Origin of the sequence: Algoriphagus resistens (assembly GCF_001442615.1) — a bacterium.
GTDB classification, from domain to species: domain Bacteria; phylum Bacteroidota; class Bacteroidia; order Cytophagales; family Cyclobacteriaceae; genus Algoriphagus; species Algoriphagus resistens.
The window spans coordinates 1-21,244 of record NZ_LMXN01000024.1; the positions used below are offsets into that span (position 1 = coordinate 1).

A 21,244-nucleotide genomic window follows, 5' to 3' on the forward strand; every position below is an offset into this window, starting at 1 on the left:
GATTGCTGCCTTTGCGGCAGTTGCTTTTACTTCCCCTGAAAATGATGACCCTCTATTTGGAACCCCAGACGGTGGAATTACCTGGGTTCAGGTAAACGATCCCCAAAATCCGGTTAATTACTTATGTAATGAAGGATCAGAGGCTTGTCTTTATGAAGACGAAAGCATGGATCATCCAGTGGATGACATTACAGACAGGAAGTTTGTATTGATTCCTTAATCTAAATCAACAGGGCAAGAGGTATCCTCCTGCCCTGTTTACATCACTTAAAACTCAGTTCACGGGCCGGGACAGGCAACACATACTTTTCAGAACCAGGTGCCAGTTCATACAGTACCCCTTCGAAGCTTCTGTGGAGGGTGGTCTTAAACCGTTCATCTTTATTCAGCCTCCTCAAATCCGCCCACCTTAAACCACGAAAGACCAGTTCTTTTCTCCTTTCTTCCAAAATTAGCCTCAGCGCTGAAGTCTCATCTTCAAAAGTTATTGGATTAAAACCTTCATTATATCTGTTGGCCAACAGTTCATTCAGCACTTTTGCGCCTTCATCTAAATCTCCGTTTCTGACCAGACTTTCGGCATAAATCAGATATATTTCATCGGATGCCAATCCGCCAAACAGGGTAATATCCCCTTCATAGCTACCACGGTAATTAACGTATCCGGTAGGTCTATCCACAAAGAACAGAGATCTTCTCAGATCATCCTCCTGGTAGAGATCCAACAACCCAGGATTTACCTGGAAGGCGTTTGGATAATACATAAACAAGTACCCTCCTATCCTGCATTGCCAGATTACTTCTTTGTTAAATTCCTCAAAAGGATAGGTTTTCGAAGGATCAATCTCCTTATAATCCATTAGTTCCAACCCTTCAGCCAATAGTTCCCCTGCCTCTTTGGCGGCACGACCATACTCCTCCCAACTTAGGTGCACTCTTGCTTTTAATGCCTTCGCTGCCTTTTTGTTGGGGCGGAATGGATAGACCACCTGATCTGGTAAAAGTCTAACTGACTCTTCCAGATCATTCCGGATAAGCTGTTTGATCTGCTCCAGGCCTGTGTATTCCGCTTTCAGTACCATACTTGTGGTAGTCCTTACAGGAATCTCAAACTTTAGTCCTGCCCCCTCGAGATTCGGGCCTTCCAGGAATATAACCGATAGATTATGATAAGCGTGGGCTCTGTAAAACAAGGCAGCTCCTCTAATTTTATCCTTACTACTTTGCTCAACTTCAATATCATCCAATCTCTCCATAATGACATTGGCATTTTGAATCTGATTGTAGGCATTTCTCCAATCGAAAATCTGGTCATCCAACTGAAATGGATCTGATTTCCATAAGTGGATGTTTTGCTCCCAAGGAGGAAGTGCGATGATCCCTGCATCGTCAGAAAAGTATTCCCCTCCCAGCATCAATGGAAGTACAGGATAACTATTCAGCGAACCGGAATTGTCCAATAAGGCGTCCAGGGCTTCCAATGTGTCAGGGGTGTCGATAGTCTTACTTGGCTTTTCATCTAAAAAGCCATTGCAGGAAAGCATCATGGAAGCCAATAGATAGATATAAATCTGCTTTTTCATGGTGATGTCATTATTCAATTAAAAATCAATTCTTAGACCAAGCGATGCACTCCGCTGTGGTTTTAAGGTTCTAAAATCAGGATCGAGATCCACCTTCGTCGCTTTCCATAAAACACCCAGATTGTTCAGGTAGGTGAAGAATTCAACTTTTCTGAAAGGCAATCTTGCATGGTCAGACTGTATCCAGGAATATCCCAGCCTGATATCCTGAAAACGGATATGGTCTCCTTTCTCCACCAGTACCGAGGCTCCCTGATAAAAATTATGCCGCTGGGTATCCAGCCGGTCTGGCTGTGATGGGATCTGCGTATGGATTTCATCACCGGGATTCTGCCATCTGTCGCTATAATCAGCATGGGAAATTTCACCCCTTGACAGTGCCGCGTAGTCCACTGAAAATCTTCTGAAATAATATCCCAGCCTGTAAGTTAGATTGAAGGAGAGATTCCAGCCTTTCCAGTCCAGCGTATTCCTTATTGAGCCGAATACTGTTGGTCTTGCAGAACCATGAAACTGTAGATTTTCCGGTGTGGTGGTGGATATGATCCTGGAATACTCATCAGATACTTCCCCGTCCAGATAGCCCAACGGGTTTCCGTTTGCCGGATCTAGCCCAGCCCATGGATAGGAATAAACCGAATATAAGGGTTTCCCTTCCAGAGGAACCATATTGGACTGGGAGGCCAAATACTGGCTGGTAGATCTACTGCCATCAAAATAGGTCACCTTGTCTTTAATCCCGCTGACCATCCACTGGGTACTCCAGGTTAAGGTTTTTTGGATGTTTATAGTATTGATCAACAGATCAAATCCTCTTGTCTGTGTACCTGAAAAATTTCCGCGGTATTGGTAAATCCCATTGGAATCGGGCACCTGGGTTTCTCCGATCAAATCATCCCCCCTTTTGGAATATATTTCCAGACTTCCGCCAATTCTTCCGGATTTTGATTCAAAATCAATCCCGAGATTGACTATCCGGATCTTCTCCCACCTTAGATTCGGATTGGGAGGATTGGAGATATAGCCATACCTGTAACCGGTCACATATTCATGGGTGTTCCCATATTGTATGGTGGTAAATGCTGTTGTGTTTTTGTCCACATTCCCATTGTAGCCGTAGCTCAGCCTTAGTTTCAGAAATGGCATCCAATCCATCCCATAGAAATTTTCCTCACTGAGAATCCAGCCTGCACCCACACTCCAAAGGGGTACCCCTTTTTGGTTGGTCTCTACACCAAACAGGTTGGACATGTCTTTTCTGGCACTGGCGGTCAGGAGATATTTGTCCTGATAAGTATAGCCTGCATTACCAAAATAAGAAATGTACCGGTCAGTCAGACCAGAATGGATGCCCTGATAGGGGATTACCACCCTGCTGCCCGGATTCTGATACTGGGGAAAACGCGTGAGAAAATCCACAGGAGTACTTAGTCCTGTCGCATCATCGTAACCATAATAGCCCATACGGTCAGAAGTACTGCCAAGATCCCTCAATTCCCAGCCTCCCAAAGCTGTCAGCTGATGGGGGCCTTGGTCGAGGCTATAAGAAAGGTTGGCCCTCAGATTAGTACTTTGTGAAGAGGAATTGGTATTGCTGAACCTGCTTCCCCTGGGTACAGCAAAGGAAAGTGTACCATCTTCCATTACCTGGGCGTAGGAGTTGATCTGATGCCGCACCAGAAACAGATCCTCCGATTCAATATTCCTGGTTTCGGAGGTATTCATCCAGTATTGATACTGGACTTGGGCATCCAGTCCTTTTAGCAGGGTATAGTTTACCCCCAGGTTGATCCGGATATCATTGGAAACAAACCGGTCATTTCTTTTCCCTATCTCATCCAAAGGGAATGACCGCCAGTCCAGCAACCCTGAACCCTGCGTACTTTCTATAAAACGGGTATTCAGCGCAGCGACTATCGGAAGGCTATTCCCCTGTGCATCAGCCAAGGATTCATAGGGCCCTGGATTTGCCAATCCGGTGTCTGAAAAACGCGTTGCCCTGCCCAGGTATATCCCTGTGGAAATCTCCAGCCTATCCCGCATCAGCCTCCAGTTTTGCTTTGCATTCAGGGTAATCCGTTCATCTTTTGATCCTATCTGGTTGCCCTGGTTATGATCGTAGCCACCTGAGAAATTAAACAGGTAGGCATCTCCCCCACCGTTGACCTGAAAAGCATATTGCTGCCGTACTGCCTGCCTGTAATAGATATCCGTCAATTCCCTCCGGCTATCCTGCGTTCCGTATTGCACCAGTATGGCTTCTGCTTCTGCCTGGCTGATCATCCCCTCCCTTGCGGCAAGCAGGGTTTCCACTACAGGAGACATAGGTGTTTTGGCAGTGGAATTGATTCTGGAATTATAATAGCCGGATTCAAAGAGCCTTCTTTCCTGCGCAATGAAATCGCCGATCTCCATTTGTGGGGCATAGAATAAGTCCGGCTTTTCCTGTATCGTCAGATTGGACTGAAAGGAAACACGCAAAGGCTGTCTATACTGGCCGGATTTGGTGGTGATCACGATCACGCCGTTTCCTGCCCGGGCTCCCCAGATAGAAGCTGCGGCAGCATCTTTTAATACTGTTATTGATTCCACATCGTTGGGATTGATGTTGTCAATACTTCCTTCATAAGGCAGATTGTCCACTACAATCAGGGGCTGGGTATTTCCAAACAAGGTACTTCTGCCCCGGATACTTATCCGGTCGTCATTCCCGGTGTTCCTGTTGTAGATCACTCCTGGGGTCACATCCTCCATCCGGTCTATAATGGAGGTGCTCACCCTTCTATCTATCAACTTTTTGTCCAGATGTGAGAAGGAACCCGTGGCACGTTCTCTTGGTATCTCCTGATACCCAGTGGATAGTACTTCCACTTCATCAAGGATCCTGTCGTCTGCTTCAAGTCTAATCAACACCCGGGAATCCAGGGGTATTGAAACCTCCCTTTCCAATGTTTTGAAACCTATAAAACTGATGGTCAATACATGACTGCCTGAATCCAGGCTGATGCTGAAATTACCATCGGTATCAGCTACAGCGGAAATTCCAGACTCTTTGATTAAAACGAGTGCCCCTGACAAGGGAATACCACTGGAGGCTTCCAACACCTGTCCGTTCAGCAGGTGCCTGCCTTCCTGGGCAAATGCACGCAGGTGCATGCCCAGGAAGGGCAGTAACAGGACCAGTAGCTTAAATCCTGGCTTTGGGGTAAATAAATTCTTCATATCACTGTGCTTTAGGTTTGGAATCGGAAAGGTTATGTTGGCTATTGCTATCCGGCAGGTAGGAATCAATCAGGTCAATCCATCCTTTTGTGTCATCAGGAAAATTTCCTGTCTGGAGAATTTTTCCCTCCCGGTCCAGGAGCAGCTGGGCAGGAAAAGATCTGATCATATTCTGGCGGAGTGTGGGATGGTCAGTGCCACCGGAAAAAAGGTTGATGCTCTGATCGGAGGTGTATTTCCCGGAAGCAAGGCTTTTCTTCCAGAGCTCCTGTCTAGAATCCCCTGAAACCGTGACAAAAAGAACATCCCGGTGATCTTTAAAAGCCTCCATCAGTGGAAAGAAATTCTCTTTCGCAAAGGACAGACAGGCTCCGCATCCGCTGAGCCAGAAATCCATAAAAACCAGTTTACCTTCCCATTCGTCCGGATAGATCTTGGTGCCTGTGGCATCTTCAAAAGCAAATTCCGGAAAATCACTTCCCCGCAGGTTGGAGCGGTAGAGCCCATCCAGTTTTTGCGCTATCACAGGTGATTGTACAGTAGGCAATACGGCAGCAAACAGGGAGTCTGCCTGGTTCATGTTTTTATAGTTTCTGATTAAAAAAAGCGCATTGACCTGATCCTGAAGTGGACTGGGCATGCTATCGGTCAGGTGCAGGAAAGATACAGGCAAGAGGTCACTCAGCAGTTTCTTTTCCAGGTAGAGCGATTCCACCAAGGATGCAGGGGCAAAAGTCCAGGTATCCCATTCTTCCGCCAGATCCTCTTCCCTACTATGTTTCATGATTAGGTTTGCCCATTCGGCCGAACCGGGCTTTGCGATCTGTATAAATTCCAAAGGGGATTTCATCAATATGCCGGTCCAATACCCTTTCAGCCAAACATATAATGCAGCAGGAAGTCTGTCCTTTTCCCGTTCCAATTCCTGAAAAACAGGATGGAGACCAGAGGCTGAAGCAAACAGGCCGGTGGCCCGGGCCAGTCTGCTTTCATCCGTGTCCAGCCACTCCATATGCCTGGACCAGCCCGGCATATAGGCTGAGACGGCTTCCCCATACCGCTCTTTTTTGGCTGGGGTATTCAGCATCCCATCCACATTGGACAGGATCATCACAGGGTTTGTTTTACTGGCTTCAGACCTTGCTATAGCCTGCAGCTGCATCTGGATCCTGGCTTGCAGTGCATCAGGACCGGAGAAAAAGAGGTGTCCGTTTTTCTGGTCCCAATGAAGAAGCAATGAATCCCCAGGCTGCACCCAGAGGTCTTCTATCAGTGCTTTGCCACCTTCTTTCAAGGTAAACCTGCCGAAAGGCTCCTGTACGGGAATCCGTAGTTCAAAAACCTCCTTTCCTGAAGTTCCTGCATAGAAGTCTCCCCGTTGTACAAGGATGCTGTCACTAAGGACTTCAGCGATTTTAAAATAAGGGTCTATTTCTCTTTCTGATAAGCGGTAAGACCAGGAGCTTCCCGAATGTGGATTGGGGCTAAGCTCTCCCTTTAGCGTAAAGAATCCCCCCACCGCAGCAGAAGAGTCTTCGCTCTCCTGCCCTTTAATACCGGAGTGATCAACCAAACCACTTTTCTCCGGCAAAGTATCGGAGCGGATTTCCCCGCCCCGATGGGTGTCTCCAAAACCAAAGGAGACGGTGGGGCGCAACCTATGAAGAAAATCCGCCCCGGGTGAATCAGCAACTTGTGCCAACAGTGTGCTTCCGTATAGGCATAGCGATGCCAGGAAGCATGTGAGTATGTGTTTTTTCATGCTTTTGATGTTTTAAATGCTAGCTATCGGGTGGCCGATGATGGTAGACACGTTGAACAAAGTTGAAGCAGATTAGCTGCTGCCTGCTATGATGAAAGAGGGAAGTCTGAAATATGAAAGCCTGGTATCAAACCTAATTAGGAACTCTCGCTTCTAGATTCTTGGCCCTTACCTCTTGACTCCTCTGTCCTCTTGCTACCTACGGTAGGCAAACTTGATACTTGTTACTCTCAAGACATAGTGATCCCACATCGGCCTATACGACCAACCAGCAATAAATGAATACTAAGAAAGATGTCAGCTCTACCGGCTATTCTGAGCTTGCTGACGTGCGTGTGTGGTAACCGATCTGCTCAGGGATGTGCACCTCCCCTTTCACGGCTTAAAAATGAACCCTTAGATCGGATTCTTGGGCTTCAGGGAATATAAGCGATCATAACCAGATAGCCGATCCCCGTATTGTACAGCCAGGATTAAAATTTCAAAATGGGCAGATGAGTACTCGCCTTTCTCTTGACAGAGAGAAGAAGAAAGAAAAAAGGCACAAATTGTCTCAAAAACCTCCATATGAAATGATTCTTATACAATTTTAACTAGAGGTTTCATCAAAAAAGAATAAATTCGGTAGTATAAAATCTATAAATAGTGGTTTTAAACTACTATTTGCAAAAATCAGCATTAAATAGGCTCTGAAGCCTTATTTTTGGACATAAACAACATAACCATGAGAGAAGAAGAATCAGAATTCACTGTATTGGAGAATAAAAAAATTGGCAGGAATTTCTATATGTTCCGTAAGTTGACGGATACTAAAGCACTAGAAGTTGCTGAATATTTAGGGGTTAAGGAAGCTACTTATACTAAATACGAAAGAGGCGAGAGCAAGATTACTGTGGATTTAATTCAAAAATTGTCTGAATTTTTTAAAATCGATCCCCTCCAATTAATCTCCGTTCAACCAGGTAATTATGTCGAGGCAATAACTGGATCAAACAACATTGCAATCCAAACAAACAGTATTTATAAGGCCACCGATACAAAGCAAACAGAGGTAATGATGAAGATGATGGAGACGATGATGCAGATGAATGAAGCGATCCGTAAGATATTGGAGGAAAAGTGATTTAACTGTGGAAAGATGATGCAGCCAAGCAAATTAGAAAACGAAAAATTTAAGCAAAATTAAAAATATTGGAAATGGCTTTGTTTACATCCCTGGGCTTTTAATGCTGGGTGCAATGAGCCTGCTGACCCAATTGGGGAATAGACAGGTTCGGAAGCCTTGATGGACGTTTCAGTTATGTAGGTCTTGTCCCCAATATGCATTGCAGCACCAGATGACCAAGAAAAGCATAAGAAAGCCATTGTAGAATACACAAAAGTACGCGTGAACTAATAGAAAATTTTATTAATCAGACCCTGCCGGTAATTGAGGATTCTGAAGACATACCGGAAGAATTCCTGAATTTCTGGACAAAGGAACGGATCGAAGCCTTGAAAATCTCAGTGAGGAAGAAGGTCTGGATACCGATAAACTGGAGCAGGTGATCGGTGACTTTATCTACACCGAGAAAGAACCGCTACGGGATGATATTATCGGTATGCTTAATTTGCGTCCGGGACTAAAGGAGCGCAAGACCATTGCCGAAGGTGTGAAGTCTAAAATCATGGATTTTGTTGAGACCTTTATCAATGGAGTTTCTGCCGCTGCATAGCTGGCAAGTGTAAGAAATAAATTACGACCGGAGGCAGATTTTAAATAATAAGAAATGCGAGATAAGCTCGAAACTTCAGGTTAAAATTTAACAGTAATTCTACACATGAAAACAGAAAATATCAACTGGTATCAGCCTACTGAATTTTACATTTTAACTGTCAATTCATTTGTGAAAATCGGTATTACCTCCAATTGGAAAAACAGAGAGATAACTTATAAGAAAGAATTTCAAGAGATTGAATTCCGAAAAATCAAATCTTATCCATTTGAATGCAGGTGGCATGCAGAATTAATCGAGCAAGTTGTAAAATGGAGATTGAGGCGGTGGGTGGTTTTGGGAAGACATGAATATTTTGAGCTACCAATTCAACTGATTTTAGATTGTCTTTCTGACACCAGAAAGGAACTGGAAAATGAATTAAACCCGGATTATGCATTAGAATAATTAAAAGGCGGGCTTAGGTTCTGAATTTGGGAGAAGATCCCATCCATCCAGGGTCTTTTTTTGACTGGTAAAGAGATTTTCAATACCTGTTTATTGGCATGGCTTACCTTCCAGGCTCCTAATGCAAAGCAATAGGATTTGAGTGTTTTTAAAGTTGCCCTGTTGTGGTGGTTAAGCGCAAAATGCCTGAATAGACTCATTAGATTGTAGGCTACCATAATGAACCTGAACGAAGCCTCAGTTCCCCAAAAATCCTGTAGACAAAAGCTCTCAAGGCCAAAATCATCCTTGAGTTCCTTGATTCTGTTTTCACAATCCGCCCGGGTATTGTAAATGTTCCATATCTGGTCCAGTGGAAGGTCTAGATTGGTTACATAGCAGCTGAAGCGATAGCCCGGCAGATCTTCGAAAAGCATTTTACCTCCCGATTTTGGCCGGATTTCTACCTGTTTCTTAACAATGATATATCTTCTGGTTTTCCCTTTCTCATAGGAAAACCTCATTTCATTGAGTTCGATGCCCCTGACCAGCTCCACCCAGTCTCCAAGTCCCCATATCTCACTCTTCACATTGGGATACATTTTGACAGCCATGATATAATTATGCTGCTCCTGTTCTAGGTAGCTGAGTAATTCCTCGTTGTAAAAACCGCTGTCAGCTCTTACAAGACCTATCTTTTTACCTTTGAGTGCCTGATCAAAAGTCTCTTGCATAAAGAGCTTGCAGCTGCTGCTGCTGTCGGCTGTATTGCCGGGCCTCAACCAGGCGTTGGCTACCATTCTGGTCTGGCCGACAAAGGCCATCAGGGGATGGTGGGAATTCCTGCCCCGTTTATTGGGATTGTATCCTTTGGCGCTTCCTTCCTGCTCTCCGTAGCGGGTGATCACGGTGCTGTCAAAATCAACCGTGAGGTTGTCAACGCCTAGCTGGTCAAAAAACCAGTTTTGTAGAACAGGGAAAACTTCCGTATTCCTTTGCTGGGAAAATTTACAGAAAAACCGACTGTAGGTGCTCTGGGAAGGCATCTGTTCCAAACCGAATATGGACTGGAGAACGTTGTCATACCTCAACCAGTCACAGTGGACATAACGGCTGGCCCCTGTCCAGATGCTCAGCCAAAATGAAGTGACAATATCAGCGGGATCATACCCCCGGTTGGAACCGGGCTGGGGTAAATCAAGGGTACTCAGATACTCCTTTATTCCTGTCTGATCAAGAAATCTTTTCATCAGGCTCATCCCGCCAAAGGGGGGCACTGGCTTGTCTGAATATTCAATAGGAAGATTAACCATTTTGGTGAATGTTGATCCTATTAAAAATCGCCCATTTTAGCATCCTTTCAAACTATTATCGATACTTTCCTAATCCTAATGCATAATCACGGTTAAACAGACATGAATATATTCATAAAACAGGTGGTGATAGATGGGGTTATTACAAACAGATTTCTGATTACTATTTTAAATGAATTACTTGAGGGTGGCTGATAAGCTATATTTTCATGTACAGCGATAAGTTTACTAATTAACTAAGTTTTTGAGGACTGAATTACCAATCCCGCCAAAGAGGGAGTATCCAGCATCCGCTCCAACTCCAATTCCATAAGCTGGTTAATTTCAGCTTTAATCCGATGGTAATTCTCCAACACCTCCCCATCATTTAAATCTCTGACCTTAGGGATCTTCTCAAAGACGGACTCTTCTAAGGCTATTTTCTTATGATCATTGATAATTTCGCAGTGAAAAGCCTTCAATATAATTTTCTCCTGTGGGTCATCTGCAACCACTCCCACAAACTCACCGGATGATAGTTGAGAAATCGTTGCCGGTGGAACTGCCATTTCCAATTGCTTGGAATGGCTGAATGAGGTATCCCCTGAATTGATCGACATACTTTGCCTTTTCTGCATGATCTTGCCGATCCTATCAGAGAGTTGCTTGGCCGTATCGCCCAATACCTGTCCGGAAATAATGTTTCCCACTGTATTCATGATTACCTCCGCATGCTCCCTGCCATAATCTTTCTTCAGTTGACTATAGTCCTGCACTCCCAAGGTGGTCGATACTTTATTGGATCTGGCTGTGGCAATCAGACTATCTATCCCGTTGAAATAAATAGTCGGAAACTCATCGAAAATCAGGCTGGATTTGAGTTGCTTCTTGCGGTTTACAAGCTTGGTAATCCGGGAAATATACAAGGAAAGAACTGCCCCATACACTTGCTGTTTCTGCGGATTATTACCCATACAAATGACTTTGGGCTCCTTGGGATTATTTAGATCAAGGGTAAACTCGGATTGCGAAAGCACATAGTACAACTGTGGAGATGCCAGTCTGGCCATGGCAATTTTGGCACTGGCGATCTGTCCCTCCAGCTGTTCTGCTGCTCCATGGAGATAGGCTGAAACAAAAGGATTGATAAGCACCTCAATTTCTGACTCCACCCGCAACACCGAAAAAAGCCTGTCATAATCCATCTGCATCATTTCAATGACATGGGGCAGCGTACAGAATTGTCCATTTCGGTATTTCTTTAAAAACCAGATCACCGCGGTCACAAAATTGATTGGAGATTCTACAAAAAAATCTCCCTGCCTACGGATCCAATCCCTATTGAGCCCAAGCATAATTGTCCGGCTGGATTCTGAGGCATCTGTAATATCATACATAGTCGAAGGCTCTAAAGGATTGCAGCGGTGACTATGGGTCATATCATCAAAGTTAATTGTGAAAAATCCTACCTTCGATGGATAGTTTCCACTGTTCTTTCTCAAAGAATTGTAAGCTATTTTGGAAAGGTCATCGTATTTGAAATCATAGACGAACATGGTAAAGCCCTTGCTGATATGTTGGGTGATGATATGGCGGATCACAAAATAGCTTTTCCCTGATCCCGGGGTCCCGGCCACCAGGATTGCTCGAAATGGATTGACGATATTCAGCCATCCTGACTTCACCTTTTTTCCAAGCTTAAATCGAGTAGGAAGATTGACCGAATATTTATTTTCCAATAAGCGCTCCTCCTGGGGAAATGTCTCATTCAGGCTGTTGAATATGATATTGTCCCAACCTCCCCAGAGGTATCGGGATAGCCTTGCCCCCGCTACCAAAACCAACAACCAACCTATAAAAATTGACCCGAGGTATCCCAAAACAAGCAGATTCCTTGTAAAAAGATGAACCGTAATCCATTCGGCAAGAAAGAACAGCAACAGACCGAATACACCTATGAAAGCAACCCATCCCAACTTTAAACCAACTGATTTCCTCCCTTTTGCCCCCAGTAAGGAAATCAACAATAAAGAAAATGAAAGAGCCAGCGTATGTACTTTATTTCCAAAAATGCCAATCTTTAGCAACAACCCTAGAAATTGATCTCCCCATTCATGCGTCCAGCCAAGCTGTTCAAAAAATCCATATCCAAACAAATACCCATGGATTAACAAAACCATCAGTGATCCCAGCCTGGTAAAGTCCAGTATTTTGCGCAAGCCCTCTACATTTTCTCCCGTTCTCATAGTCAATGTTTTTCTGTTCCGGCGATGTTCTTCCTCTTTTTTCCCGTTTTCTTAGGATAGACAGGACCTTGGTATGGACTGTCTGAAATATCCCCAATAAATCCTGTCACAGGGCTCACTTGCTCTGTTTTTGAAGATTTGAAATCCTGAACAGACGAAATATTCTTGAGATAAACTGGAGAATCCCTCCACTCCGCTATTGGGGAAAGAGAAATATTTTGAGATTTTTCGCTCAGCCCAAAGTGCTCTGTTAGCCCGCTTGCTTCCAACTGCTTATTCAATTCGGAGCCTTTGTATATACAGCCTGACTGGTGGTCAATGTATGTCACACCATATAATCTCCCGGATTCGTTGCTATCCAATCGGCAGGCAACCCCTTCTGTTTTCAGTTCTTTTATGTACTTATCAATTGCCGAAACTCCTTGGCCCTGTTGTGACTTCATTACTTTTAAGACTCTGCCCAAAACTTCTTCTTTGTGATTCTTCTTTTGTTGTATCGCCTTGGCAAACCTTTTTTCCAACCTGCCTAGTGTTGGACTTGCATAAAATGAACTGGCCTTAAGCGGCATACCAATGCGTTTGCCCTTTTTATCCAAAAAATGGAATACAAGCCCCCGATTCTTATAGCACAGGGAATCCTTTTCTCCCCTAAATGCCGATACATTAAAAAGTTCGAGCACAGCATTGAATTCTGCAAGGGAATTAAAATGGTAATTCGCCAACACATGATTGATCACAGCATTCAATCCTGCTTTGGTGGGTTGCTCTCCGTAGCTGACTTTTTGCATGGACTTCAGATCCGGTCCTATAAATTTCTGCTGATCTGCCTTCACTAATCCATACTCCACCTCCAGTTCTTTCTGGGCAGGTTCAGACTTGATACCCCACAGATTATGGGTTGCAATTCTTTTTCCGGTGGTTGAAATAATTGTTGTTACTACATGCAGGTGTGGATGTCCAGAATCAAAATGCCTGTACACTAGATATGGCTGTGCTCCAAAACCGATTTTATTTAGATACTTTTCGGCTATTTTCTCCATTTTCTGATCATCTAGCAAATCTTTTGGGGAGAAACTCAAGGACAGATGCATCGCGTTCGTATGGGCCCGGGTATTGAGATCAGTGAAGGTTTTAAAGTGCTTGGCCAACTGATAGGTACTCAATTTTTTGGCCCCCGGAAGCATCCCTGAAATTCTCAATAATTTTGCATCACCGGTTGCTCTTTTCAACTCATTATACCTGAGTATTTTCATGACACTCTTGCCGAGATTTATTCGGACAACCATCGCTGTTGGAGTTCGGATAGAATCGGTTTTAGAGACTCAATTTCCCGTTGGATAAGTTGCTGATTATCGATCAGTTTCTTACCCAATAAAAACTTCTGCATGGGTTGGTTGGCCTGATGAAATTCTTTGACGAACCGATTCACATTAACATCAATCCGATGAATCTCGCCATAAATCTGTGATAGCTGGTGCATCATCTGATCCAATACAAAATTATGATAATGGAGTTTTATAGGTCTGTTTTCCAGAATGTTCCTTATAATCCCACTCATGGTTTGGCCGGGAGCCTGCTCAGTTAAACTCTTAAAATGCACGTATTTCTCTTTCGAAACACGGCATTCTACCCGTACCCTTTTTACAGCTTTTATTTTTGCCATAGCTAATCCTTTAGATGATTGAAAATTGTCGACTCCGAAGCAGATCATGAGGGATTGAGTAACAATCCTACACCTTGCTGCCTGCACCACCTTCCAGTCCTTTTCTTAACAGTGCTTAAACCTTGTGGTTTGTAATCTTCTTAACTCGTACTTATAAACCTAGTGTTCAAGATTCCACAACCATTCGAAAGCTGCTGTTTTCCAGTCCTGTAAAGGCATCCCCTTTTCATTCCTCCAGTCCATTGCCTGGTAATAGAAATAAAATACCTCCCCTTCTTCGGAAGGGAAATTCTGAGAGACAAAGAAATTATTGACTTCTTCTATTTGAGGGTCACATGCCCCCATCATCCTGTGTTCTGATTGTTGCTTAATCATAGTCTTGCATGTTTGATTGAAACCAAACTTCAAAACTTCATCTTTCGTGTATTCAGTAGGTGAACATGAGATGGGTAACTATTTTTATTCAAAAATTTGGGACAGGCGAAGGTTTTAATCGTTGAGAATAGTCATAAATTCAGCTTTGACTTTATGCAAAACACTGATAAGAAATTAGATCCACCCTTCTTTTTACAGGAGGTAAAGACAGTATACTTTTGGCACATCTTGCGAAAAAAGCCTTTTATCCAGCTAAAATTCCTTTCCCTCTAGTTCATATAGATACTGGACACAATTTCCCTGAAACATTAAAGTTTCGGGATGCGCTTGTCAAAGAACTAGGAGTTCAATTGGTGGTAGGCTCAGTGCAAGAGAGTATTGATACAGGTAGAGTAAGAGAAGAAACTGGTTTAAATGCCAGTAGAAATGCTCTTCAAACGGTGACCTAATTGGATACCCTAGAGAACTTGAAAATTGATGCCGCTATGGGCGGTGCCAGAAGGGATGAAGAAAAAGCCCGTGCCAAGGAACGGTTCTTTTCCCACCGGGATGAATTCGGTCAGTGGGATCAAAAAAAACAAGATCCGGAGGTTTGGAACCTATTTAATGGCAGAAAACATCATGGAGAGCATTTTAGGGTTTTCCCTATTTCTAACTGGACAGAAATGGATGTTTGGCAGTATATTAAGGAGGAAAATTTTGCATTGCCTTCACTTTACTTTTCGCACGAACGGGAATGTGTGGTAAGGGATGAAGTTATTTTGGCAAAATCTGAATTCTCTAGGACAGGATTTAGAGGTAATGGTGTGTTGGATGAATCAAAAATCGCTGCAAAATTGATCAAAGCTAATTGTCAAGCATACCACCAAAGAATGCCAAGCTATGATTAAGGTTATCCAATACAAAGAAGATGTGAATACCTTGCACAGGATTGAGGATATTGAAGAAATTGGATTGAATGAAATTGCGCGTGTGTCCATCCGTACGGCACAGCCTATCTTCTTTGATTCCTATCGAAAAAATCGGATGACCGGATCTATTATTTTGACTGATCCAAATACCAACGAAACAGTCGGTGCAGGAATGATTATTTGAGTATCATGACAAAAGTATCTAGACATGGGTTTAATAATTAAAAAGACAATGGTTTAATTGGGACCAACTCCCCTTTATAAAGGGACTAGTGGGATTTAACTTACATCATCTTGAAAACGATCAATATAAAAGAATTAACTGCACTAGCAAAAGTAGCCTCTCTCGAAGCAGGAAAAGCTATCCTTGAAATCTACAACTCCGCTGATTTTGGTGTAGAGTTTAAAGGAGACAATTCCCCATTAACTAAGGCTGATCAGGAAGCACATAGGTTGATTGTTGACTTTCTGGGAGAAACCAACCTTCCAATTCTTTCAGAAGAGGGAGGAGATATATATTATGAAGAACGTAAGAACTGGGAATATTTCTGGATGGTTGACCCATTAGATGGAACCAAAGAGTTTATCAAAAAGAATGGAGAGTTTACTGTCAATATAGCCTTAATCCATGCAGGAAAACCAGTTCTAGGAGTTGTCTATGCTCCAGTATTGGAATGGTTATATTGGGGAAATGAAGAAGAAGGGGCTTGGAAGCAGGAAGGTAAAAAGTCCGCCATTAAACTAGTAAATACAGGATCAGTTGAAATTAAAACAATTGTTGCAAGTCGGTCGCATTTAAGTAAAGAGACTCAAGATTTTATAGATCAGTATCCTGAAGTTGAGGTTGTATCTATGGGATCTTCACTGAAATTGATGTTAATAGCAGAAGGGAAAGCTCAAATTTATCCAAGATTTGCCCCTACAATGGAATGGGATACGGCAGCTGCACATGGGGTGGTTTTAGCTATGGGAGGAAGTGTTAATCTTTGGCCTGAAAAGTCACAACTTCTATACAATAAAGAAAATCTACTAAACCCTTGGTTTATTTGCTTTGTCAATTTCCTTTAGTGCCTGTATGAGAATGTTTTCCCGTGATTGAGAAAGAAGGAAGTACAAAATGATGAAGGGTATTTTTGGATATGTTTGTAATGGCTAAGTCAAAAGTCCTAGTCTATTTCAAATTTTGATGTATTGATCATGCTCAATACTAGGGCGTTTTCGAATATCCACAAACAATGAGGCATCGAAAGGAGGTCGTTTGATATTGGAACTGTAGCCAAGAAAGTATTGCAGATACATGTTCTCAGTGATCTGGGCTACGGTTTCCCGATCGTCCAGGTTGAGCATATGCTTGATGATCACCGCCCCGATCAATACCCTGGGATTCAGCGCAGGCCGGCCCGTGGATTTGGGCGGATTACGTTTGATGAACAGATTTACCAGCACGTCCCAGGGAATCTGTGAACTGAGCACGACCCAGCAATTGGAGGGATCCAGACCATTATAAAAGGAGTTTCAAATCCAGTGAACGACAGCTGGCTTTGACTGGTATATAAGAACTTGTAATTCCGGTTGGTTACTTTTCCTAGTCTGTGGATGGATATTCCGGTAGACAGGCACAAACACAGCGATAGAAAAGAAAGTACCCCTCACATCCTTCTTCCCAACCTTCACGTCCCTAGGATAAAAAACAAGCTGGAATGAAAAAGGTCTCTCGTTTCTGAGAAACCTTCTGAATAGTGTTACTAGAGCAATCTAGTTTAGATTTACTTCAGATGATTCTTTAAATTCAGCTCTATCCAATTTGATCTTGGATTTATTACTGACTTTTATTGGCCTAATTTCTAATACTTTAGGCTGATGTGCTACCTTCTTCTTTAAATAGTGAACAGTGACTTTATCGAGTCTATACCCTAAAAACATGGAAATTAAGACAATTACCGGAAGTACTATATTATCTGAAATATCTCCCATGAAAATCACCAAAAGAATAATGGCAAGTTGCAGAGAACCTAAAATCAAAGCCACTTGGTTATGCTTCAGCCCTATTCTCATCAGGAAGTGATGGACATGTGATTTATCCGGACTCATTGGTTTTTTTCCTTGGGACACCCTTCTGGTAAAGACTCTTCCCATATCGTATAGAGGGAACATCATAAGCGCTACTGAAGCAGCAAATGTTGGTTCAATTTTCAGGAATGTTCCCTTAGGCAATCCCTCGTTGATTTCCATAAATCCAATGATCAAAGTTCCCAAAGTAAAACCTAAAGTCAATGACCCAGTATCTCCCATGAAAAGCTTTGCCGGATGCCAGTTAAATGCTAGGAAAGCCAATACACCACCAAGGAATATGAAAGAGATAAGCGCATAGCTTTCGACTCCCTGGACAAGAAACCAGCCACCCAGGCAGCTAAAAGAAATTACAGCTATAGTACCTGCCAGGCCATCAAGTCCATCAATCAGATTAAATCCATTAGTAAGAGCAAATAAAACCAAACCTGAGAAAAGGTAGCTTACTACGTCATGCAATTCACCTATGCCCAGAAATCCATGAAAATCCCGTATTCTCACATCCGCTACGACCACTACCAATAAAACTGCTACCAATTGGCCCAACAATTTCCTGGATGCTCTCAATTCCACCAGATCATCCCTCAAGCCTACAATAAACATTAGCAGGATTGCGCCCAAAATATACCTGATATCAGGAAGCGGAAACTGCCAGCCCCAAATTGCCAGCGTAACTGCGGCAGCTATTACGAAGGATATACCTCCCATAGAAGGTATAAATGAAGTATGGATTTTTCTGCCTCCGGGCTGATCACCGATTTTAAATTTCTTCAAGAAGGAAATAAGGATTGGAGTAATCAAAAAGCCTACTGAAAAGGCAGTAAGAGTGGCGTATAAAAAAAACATATAAAGCTGGTTTAAGATTGGCAAATTTAAAAAAATTTAAGGCAATAGCCTTGCCATTGTAAATAAATTAACAATTAGGTAAAATTCTTAAAAATTTCATTTGTGTGCTATTTGAGTATGAAACTCCCTAGAACAGATTTAAACAACAAAAAAAACGTTTTAAAAAAAATACTGGCTCTTTGGGGAAAAATTGCACCTTCATAGGTTGTGGAGCTGGTTTGATACCAAGCAGAAACTATTTGGGGAATAATTACTCAATTTAGAAAACATAAAATCTCCATTATTTGTGCCAAATTCCACACTCAACTAATCTTTATTCCAAAAATAAATCAGGCTTATTTGTACCAGGAAAGAGGTCATTTTTTTTCCTTTCGGAAAGCCCTGAGTACTTTCTTCTGCCAGCTGCCACTGGTAATTACGAGCATTAATGCTCTGAAGTTTGGAGCTAAGAAGAAAATTATCTCATTTCTTGTCGAAAAGGAAACCTATGGAAAAGTCAGTATAATGAAGCTGAGCTTTGAAACTAGGCTGCAACCTGTGCTTGATATGATGTGAGGTAAAACATCAATTTTTAACATTTACACCTCAATTTGGCAAATACGTATTTTTCAAAAAACAGCTTTTTTTTTGAAAGCCTTTCAAAAAAAACAAAAAAAAAATAAGTGTCAGCTGCTCTTACCATAAAATTTCCAAATGATAGACCATCTAAAAGTAGAGTATCCCGTAAGATAATGGGGAAATAATCTTTTAAAAGTCCAAATTTAGGGAATACTTACAAAATATCTGGGCTGCAAAAAAAAATGGCACAATCCTCGCCTTAATATTGAAGAGCTAAAAAATAACTAAGTATTAGGTTAGTTATTCATAACGGCAAGAACAGGTTATACTTCACAGAAAAATGAAAATGCACATAAAGATAGCTTTAAAAATGGTGGTAATAATTTCACTTCTTCTATTCATAGCCACTAATTCGTATTCCGAGAAAATACTAATTATATCCAAAGGAAAAAAAATTCCTAAGGAACTGAACGGATCGAATGAAGGGATTTTCAGTAGCCTGCAAGAGGCACATGATTTCATTTATGATGAGAAACGAGGGTTGGGGTGGTCAAATTTAGAAAACATTAAAGATGATGTTACCATATACGTTCTTGAAGGTGAATATTTTGAAAAAGGATTACTTTGGAAAGCTTCTTCTTCTAATTATAAAATTAAAATCACAAATTATAAAAAGGAAAAAGCAATATTTAACGGTTCCAAAAAGGATGGCACTTTTTATGGCTACTTTTTTAGACTTCAACCTTCTTGTTCTAGAGAAAACAAGTCAGGCATTACAAATCTGACTATAAATGGCTTAATCATAAAAAATTACTATAATGGTATAGTTTTTGGCAAAGCTAGTAATACATGTGCTAATTCAAATGACAGTGGCCATAATATCATATCAAGCAATACTTTTCAAAACATAGGAAATAAAATTGTAGGAACTACAAAAGAATTCAATAATCTCTATTCAAACAACCAAAGCACTTGGCCTATTGGATATGCAGCAATTAGTTTAAACAGATCTTCAAATAATATAATTTCTGATAATTATTTTCTAAATATTGAAAACTCATATAAACAAGGATTAGTTCATTCTATATATCTGAATGACAATAGTAAAAACAATAAAATCCTAAACAATCAAATTTCATATTGTTCTGGAACTCCTATAAATATTCGAAATGGAAGTAATAACAATTTTATAGAAGGAAATAGATTTAAGTATTCTGCTAATATCGGATCTATGATCTATATATGGCATTGTGATTCTTCAAATAATGATTGTAATGGACGATCTGAATCACCTAGCATAGGAACTGCCATTAAGAATAATAAAGGTAAATTTCACTACCCTTATAGGTATAAAAATTATGAAAACAGGAAAGTAAAAATATTTGATTCCTATATTGAAAAAGACATTCAACGAGCAGATGATTTAGGACGAAATAAAATGAGAAATATTATTGATAAAAAATTACTTCGTAAAGTGAAATAATACTTAATTCCTCTATTTAGGGTCTGCTTAGAAAGTAAAATAAGGGGCCATTTAATAGAATCAAGGGAATAAATTCAGAGATTAAGGGAGGCCAAGTGCAAGTAACTATGCAAAAGACTCCCAAAAGGCGTGCACCACGCAGCGAATACACCAGTCAAAGCCAGCTTTCGTTCACTGGATTTGAAACTCCCTTCTATAATGGTCTGGGTCCCTCGAACCGCTGGGTCGTGCCCAGTCCACAGATTCCCTGGGACGTGCTGGTAAACTTGTTCAACAAGCGTAACCCGCCTAAGAATACGGGAAGGCCATCACTGAACCCTAGGGTATTGATCGGGACGGTGATCATCAAGCATATGCTTAATCTGGATGACCGGGAAACCGTTGCCCAGATCACCGAGAACATGTATGTGCAATACTTTCTTGGCTACAGTTCCTATATCAAACGACCTCCTTTCGATGCCTCGCTGTTTGTGGATATCCGAAAACATCTTGGAAAAGAGCTGGTCGCTGAGATGAACGATAAGATCCACGAATTTTCCAAGGCCGGCACTGTAAAAAAAAAGATAAAGCCCCCGAAGGGACCGAGTTCGGGGCCAAGATCCACCTGAGTCTGGTGGACGGGTTTTCGTTTCTAGACACCATCTCCTGGGATGCGTTCAACAAGGGGAGCCATCTGAAGGACTACGTGGAAAACTACAGAAAACGCTTCGGCTTTTATCCGGCGAAAGTACTGGCAGACCAGATCTACTGTACCAGGGCAAACAGGAAATGGCTGAAGGACAACAAGATTAAACTGGCGGCCAAGCCCTTAGGTCGCCCATCGGCAAAGGCAGTGGCAAACCACGTAAGACCCGGAGAGAGGAACCCGGTTGAGGGGAAGTTTGGTCAGGCAAAAAACGGATACGGGATGAACCGCATCAGGGCAAGACTGAAAAATACCAGCCAATCCTGGATTGCCTCCATCATCCTAGTGCTTAACCTGGTCAAACTGGCCGGGATGGCACAGGTATGCCTTAGTTTTTCAGCATGGATGTGGCTAAATTACTACTTAATACCGGTACAAAAACAATCCATGTCTCTCTGAAATCGAAA

18 protein-coding genes and 2 pseudogenes are annotated in these 21,244 nt (G+C 42.1%); 10 read left to right on the forward strand and 10 right to left on the reverse strand.

The window, feature by feature from the left end; translation table 11 throughout:
- A partial coding sequence (locus tag AS141_RS24765) for a hypothetical protein (RefSeq protein WP_157243590.1) occupies positions 1-220 on the forward strand: 220 nt, incomplete at its 5' end.
- Positions 221-263: 43 nt separating this feature from the next.
- Here AS141_RS24765 and AS141_RS24770 read toward each other — a convergent pair.
- Genes AS141_RS24770 through AS141_RS24780 form a run of 3 tightly spaced genes read right to left on the reverse strand, consistent with a single transcriptional unit; the run spans position 264 to position 6,567 of the window.
- Positions 264-1,583 carry a RagB/SusD family nutrient uptake outer membrane protein gene (locus AS141_RS24770; protein ID WP_057940410.1) on the reverse strand — a complete coding sequence of 440 codons (1,320 nt, stop codon included), beginning with the start codon at positions 1,581-1,583 and terminating at the stop codon, positions 264-266.
- An 18-nt stretch (positions 1,584-1,601) separates the two neighbouring features.
- Positions 1,602-4,805 (reverse strand): SusC/RagA family TonB-linked outer membrane protein, encoded by a 3,204-nt coding sequence (locus AS141_RS24775; RefSeq protein ID WP_057940411.1) that lies wholly within the window; start codon positions 4,803-4,805, stop codon positions 1,602-1,604.
- Position 4,806: 1 nt separating this feature from the next.
- Positions 4,807-6,567: a TlpA family protein disulfide reductase gene (locus AS141_RS24780; protein ID WP_057940412.1), complete on the reverse strand. Its 1,761-nt coding sequence runs from the start codon at positions 6,565-6,567 to the stop codon at positions 4,807-4,809.
- Positions 6,568-7,291: 724 nt separating this feature from the next.
- On the opposite strand from AS141_RS24780, the gene AS141_RS24785 reads away from it, so the two are divergent.
- The 3 genes and pseudogenes from AS141_RS24785 (at position 7,292) to AS141_RS24790 (ending at position 8,729) form a co-directional block, all read left to right on the forward strand.
- Positions 7,292-7,690 (forward strand): helix-turn-helix domain-containing protein, encoded by a 399-nt coding sequence (locus AS141_RS24785; RefSeq protein WP_057940413.1) that lies wholly within the window; start codon positions 7,292-7,294, stop codon positions 7,688-7,690.
- Positions 7,691-7,995: 305 nt separating this feature from the next.
- A pseudogene (locus tag AS141_RS27165) lies at positions 7,996-8,282 on the forward strand (type I restriction endonuclease subunit R, EcoR124 family).
- 105 nt (positions 8,283-8,387) lie between these two features.
- Positions 8,388-8,729: a GIY-YIG nuclease family protein gene (locus AS141_RS24790; RefSeq protein ID WP_057940414.1), complete on the forward strand. Its 342-nt coding sequence runs from the start codon at positions 8,388-8,390 to the stop codon at positions 8,727-8,729.
- On the opposite strand, the gene AS141_RS24795 is transcribed toward AS141_RS24790, so the two are convergent.
- From AS141_RS24795 to AS141_RS24815, 5 genes are all read right to left on the reverse strand, one after another.
- Positions 8,714-10,021: an IS1380 family transposase gene (locus AS141_RS24795; RefSeq protein ID WP_057940415.1), complete on the reverse strand. Its 1,308-nt coding sequence runs from the start codon at positions 10,019-10,021 to the stop codon at positions 8,714-8,716. The genes AS141_RS24790 and AS141_RS24795 overlap by 16 nt on opposite strands.
- A gap of 236 nt (positions 10,022-10,257) precedes the next feature.
- Positions 10,258-12,246, reverse strand: coding sequence for a conjugal transfer protein MobC (gene mobC / locus AS141_RS24800; protein WP_057940416.1), 1,989 nt, complete (start codon positions 12,244-12,246; stop codon positions 10,258-10,260).
- Between the two features lie 2 nt (positions 12,247-12,248).
- A complete protein-coding gene (locus AS141_RS24805) occupies positions 12,249-13,499 on the reverse strand; it encodes a relaxase/mobilization nuclease domain-containing protein (RefSeq protein WP_157243591.1) in 1,251 nt (416 codons plus the stop codon).
- A gap of 17 nt (positions 13,500-13,516) precedes the next feature.
- Positions 13,517-13,909 carry a hypothetical protein gene (locus tag AS141_RS24810; RefSeq protein ID WP_057940418.1) on the reverse strand — a complete coding sequence of 131 codons (393 nt, stop codon included), beginning with the start codon at positions 13,907-13,909 and terminating at the stop codon, positions 13,517-13,519.
- 159 nt (positions 13,910-14,068) lie between these two features.
- The gene (locus tag AS141_RS24815; protein ID WP_057940419.1) at positions 14,069-14,284 is read right to left on the reverse strand and encodes a hypothetical protein; all 216 of its coding nucleotides are present in this window, start codon (positions 14,282-14,284) and stop codon (positions 14,069-14,071) included.
- 176 nt (positions 14,285-14,460) lie between these two features.
- Between AS141_RS24815 and cysD the strand changes: the two are divergent.
- From cysD to cysQ, 3 genes and pseudogenes are all read left to right on the forward strand, one after another.
- Positions 14,461-15,063: pseudogene (gene cysD, locus AS141_RS24820) on the forward strand (sulfate adenylyltransferase subunit CysD); the annotation flags it as partial.
- A gap of 103 nt (positions 15,064-15,166) precedes the next feature.
- Positions 15,167-15,379, forward strand: coding sequence for an elongation factor 1-alpha C-terminal domain-related protein (locus AS141_RS24825; RefSeq protein WP_057940420.1), 213 nt, complete (start codon positions 15,167-15,169; stop codon positions 15,377-15,379).
- Between the two features lie 119 nt (positions 15,380-15,498).
- Positions 15,499-16,263: a 3'(2'),5'-bisphosphate nucleotidase CysQ gene (gene cysQ, locus AS141_RS24830; protein WP_057940439.1), complete on the forward strand. Its 765-nt coding sequence runs from the start codon at positions 15,499-15,501 to the stop codon at positions 16,261-16,263.
- Between the two features lie 108 nt (positions 16,264-16,371).
- Here the strand turns inward: cysQ and AS141_RS24835 are convergent, their stop codons facing one another.
- Positions 16,372-16,668: an IS5 family transposase gene (locus AS141_RS24835; protein WP_057940421.1), complete on the reverse strand. Its 297-nt coding sequence runs from the start codon at positions 16,666-16,668 to the stop codon at positions 16,372-16,374.
- 282 nt (positions 16,669-16,950) lie between these two features.
- On the reverse strand, positions 16,951-18,111 hold the full coding sequence (locus tag AS141_RS24840; RefSeq protein WP_057940422.1) for a glycosyltransferase family 4 protein: 1,161 nt from the start codon (positions 18,109-18,111) through the stop codon (positions 16,951-16,953).
- Positions 18,112-19,009: 898 nt separating this feature from the next.
- Here AS141_RS24840 and AS141_RS24850 point away from each other — a divergent pair.
- The 3 genes from AS141_RS24850 to AS141_RS27175 all read left to right on the forward strand — a co-directional run bounded on the left by AS141_RS24850 (position 19,010) and on the right by AS141_RS27175 (position 21,236).
- On the forward strand, positions 19,010-20,152 hold the full coding sequence (locus tag AS141_RS24850) for a right-handed parallel beta-helix repeat-containing protein (protein WP_157243592.1): 1,143 nt from the start codon (positions 19,010-19,012) through the stop codon (positions 20,150-20,152).
- 107 nt (positions 20,153-20,259) lie between these two features.
- Complete coding sequence (locus tag AS141_RS27170; RefSeq protein ID WP_057940425.1) at positions 20,260-20,760, forward strand: transposase; 501 nt, start codon at positions 20,260-20,262, stop codon at positions 20,758-20,760.
- Positions 20,761-20,765: 5 nt separating this feature from the next.
- Complete coding sequence (locus AS141_RS27175) at positions 20,766-21,236, forward strand: transposase (protein WP_057940426.1); 471 nt, start codon at positions 20,766-20,768, stop codon at positions 21,234-21,236.
- The last annotated feature ends 8 nt before the right edge of the window (positions 21,237-21,244 follow it).

Excerpts from the sequence above, each read along its gene's own strand:
- AS141_RS24770 (WP_057940410.1), bottom strand. The coding sequence starts at position 1,583 with ATGAAAAAGCAGATTTATATCTATCTATTGGCTTCCATGATGCTTTCC.
- AS141_RS24775 (WP_057940411.1), bottom strand. The coding sequence starts at position 4,805 with ATGAAGAATTTATTTACCCCAAAGCCAGGATTTAAGCTACTGGTCCTG.
- AS141_RS24780 (WP_057940412.1), bottom strand. The coding sequence starts at position 6,567 with ATGAAAAAACACATACTCACATGCTTCCTGGCATCGCTATGCCTATAC.
- AS141_RS24785 (WP_057940413.1), top strand. The coding sequence starts at position 7,292 with ATGAGAGAAGAAGAATCAGAATTCACTGTATTGGAGAATAAAAAAATT.
- AS141_RS24790 (WP_057940414.1), top strand. The coding sequence starts at position 8,388 with ATGAAAACAGAAAATATCAACTGGTATCAGCCTACTGAATTTTACATT.
- AS141_RS24795 (WP_057940415.1), bottom strand. The coding sequence starts at position 10,021 with ATGGTTAATCTTCCTATTGAATATTCAGACAAGCCAGTGCCCCCCTTT.
- mobC (WP_057940416.1), bottom strand. The coding sequence starts at position 12,246 with ATGAGAACGGGAGAAAATGTAGAGGGCTTGCGCAAAATACTGGACTTT.
- AS141_RS24805 (WP_157243591.1), bottom strand. The coding sequence starts at position 13,499 with ATGAAAATACTCAGGTATAATGAGTTGAAAAGAGCAACCGGTGATGCA.
- AS141_RS24810 (WP_057940418.1), bottom strand. The coding sequence starts at position 13,909 with ATGGCAAAAATAAAAGCTGTAAAAAGGGTACGGGTAGAATGCCGTGTT.
- AS141_RS24815 (WP_057940419.1), bottom strand. The coding sequence starts at position 14,284 with ATGATTAAGCAACAATCAGAACACAGGATGATGGGGGCATGTGACCCT.
- AS141_RS24825 (WP_057940420.1), top strand. The coding sequence starts at position 15,167 with ATGATTAAGGTTATCCAATACAAAGAAGATGTGAATACCTTGCACAGG.
- AS141_RS24840 (WP_057940422.1), bottom strand. The coding sequence starts at position 18,111 with ATGTTTTTTTTATACGCCACTCTTACTGCCTTTTCAGTAGGCTTTTTG.
- AS141_RS24850 (WP_157243592.1), top strand. The coding sequence starts at position 19,010 with ATGAAAATGCACATAAAGATAGCTTTAAAAATGGTGGTAATAATTTCA.
- AS141_RS27170 (WP_057940425.1), top strand. The coding sequence starts at position 20,260 with ATGCAAAAGACTCCCAAAAGGCGTGCACCACGCAGCGAATACACCAGT.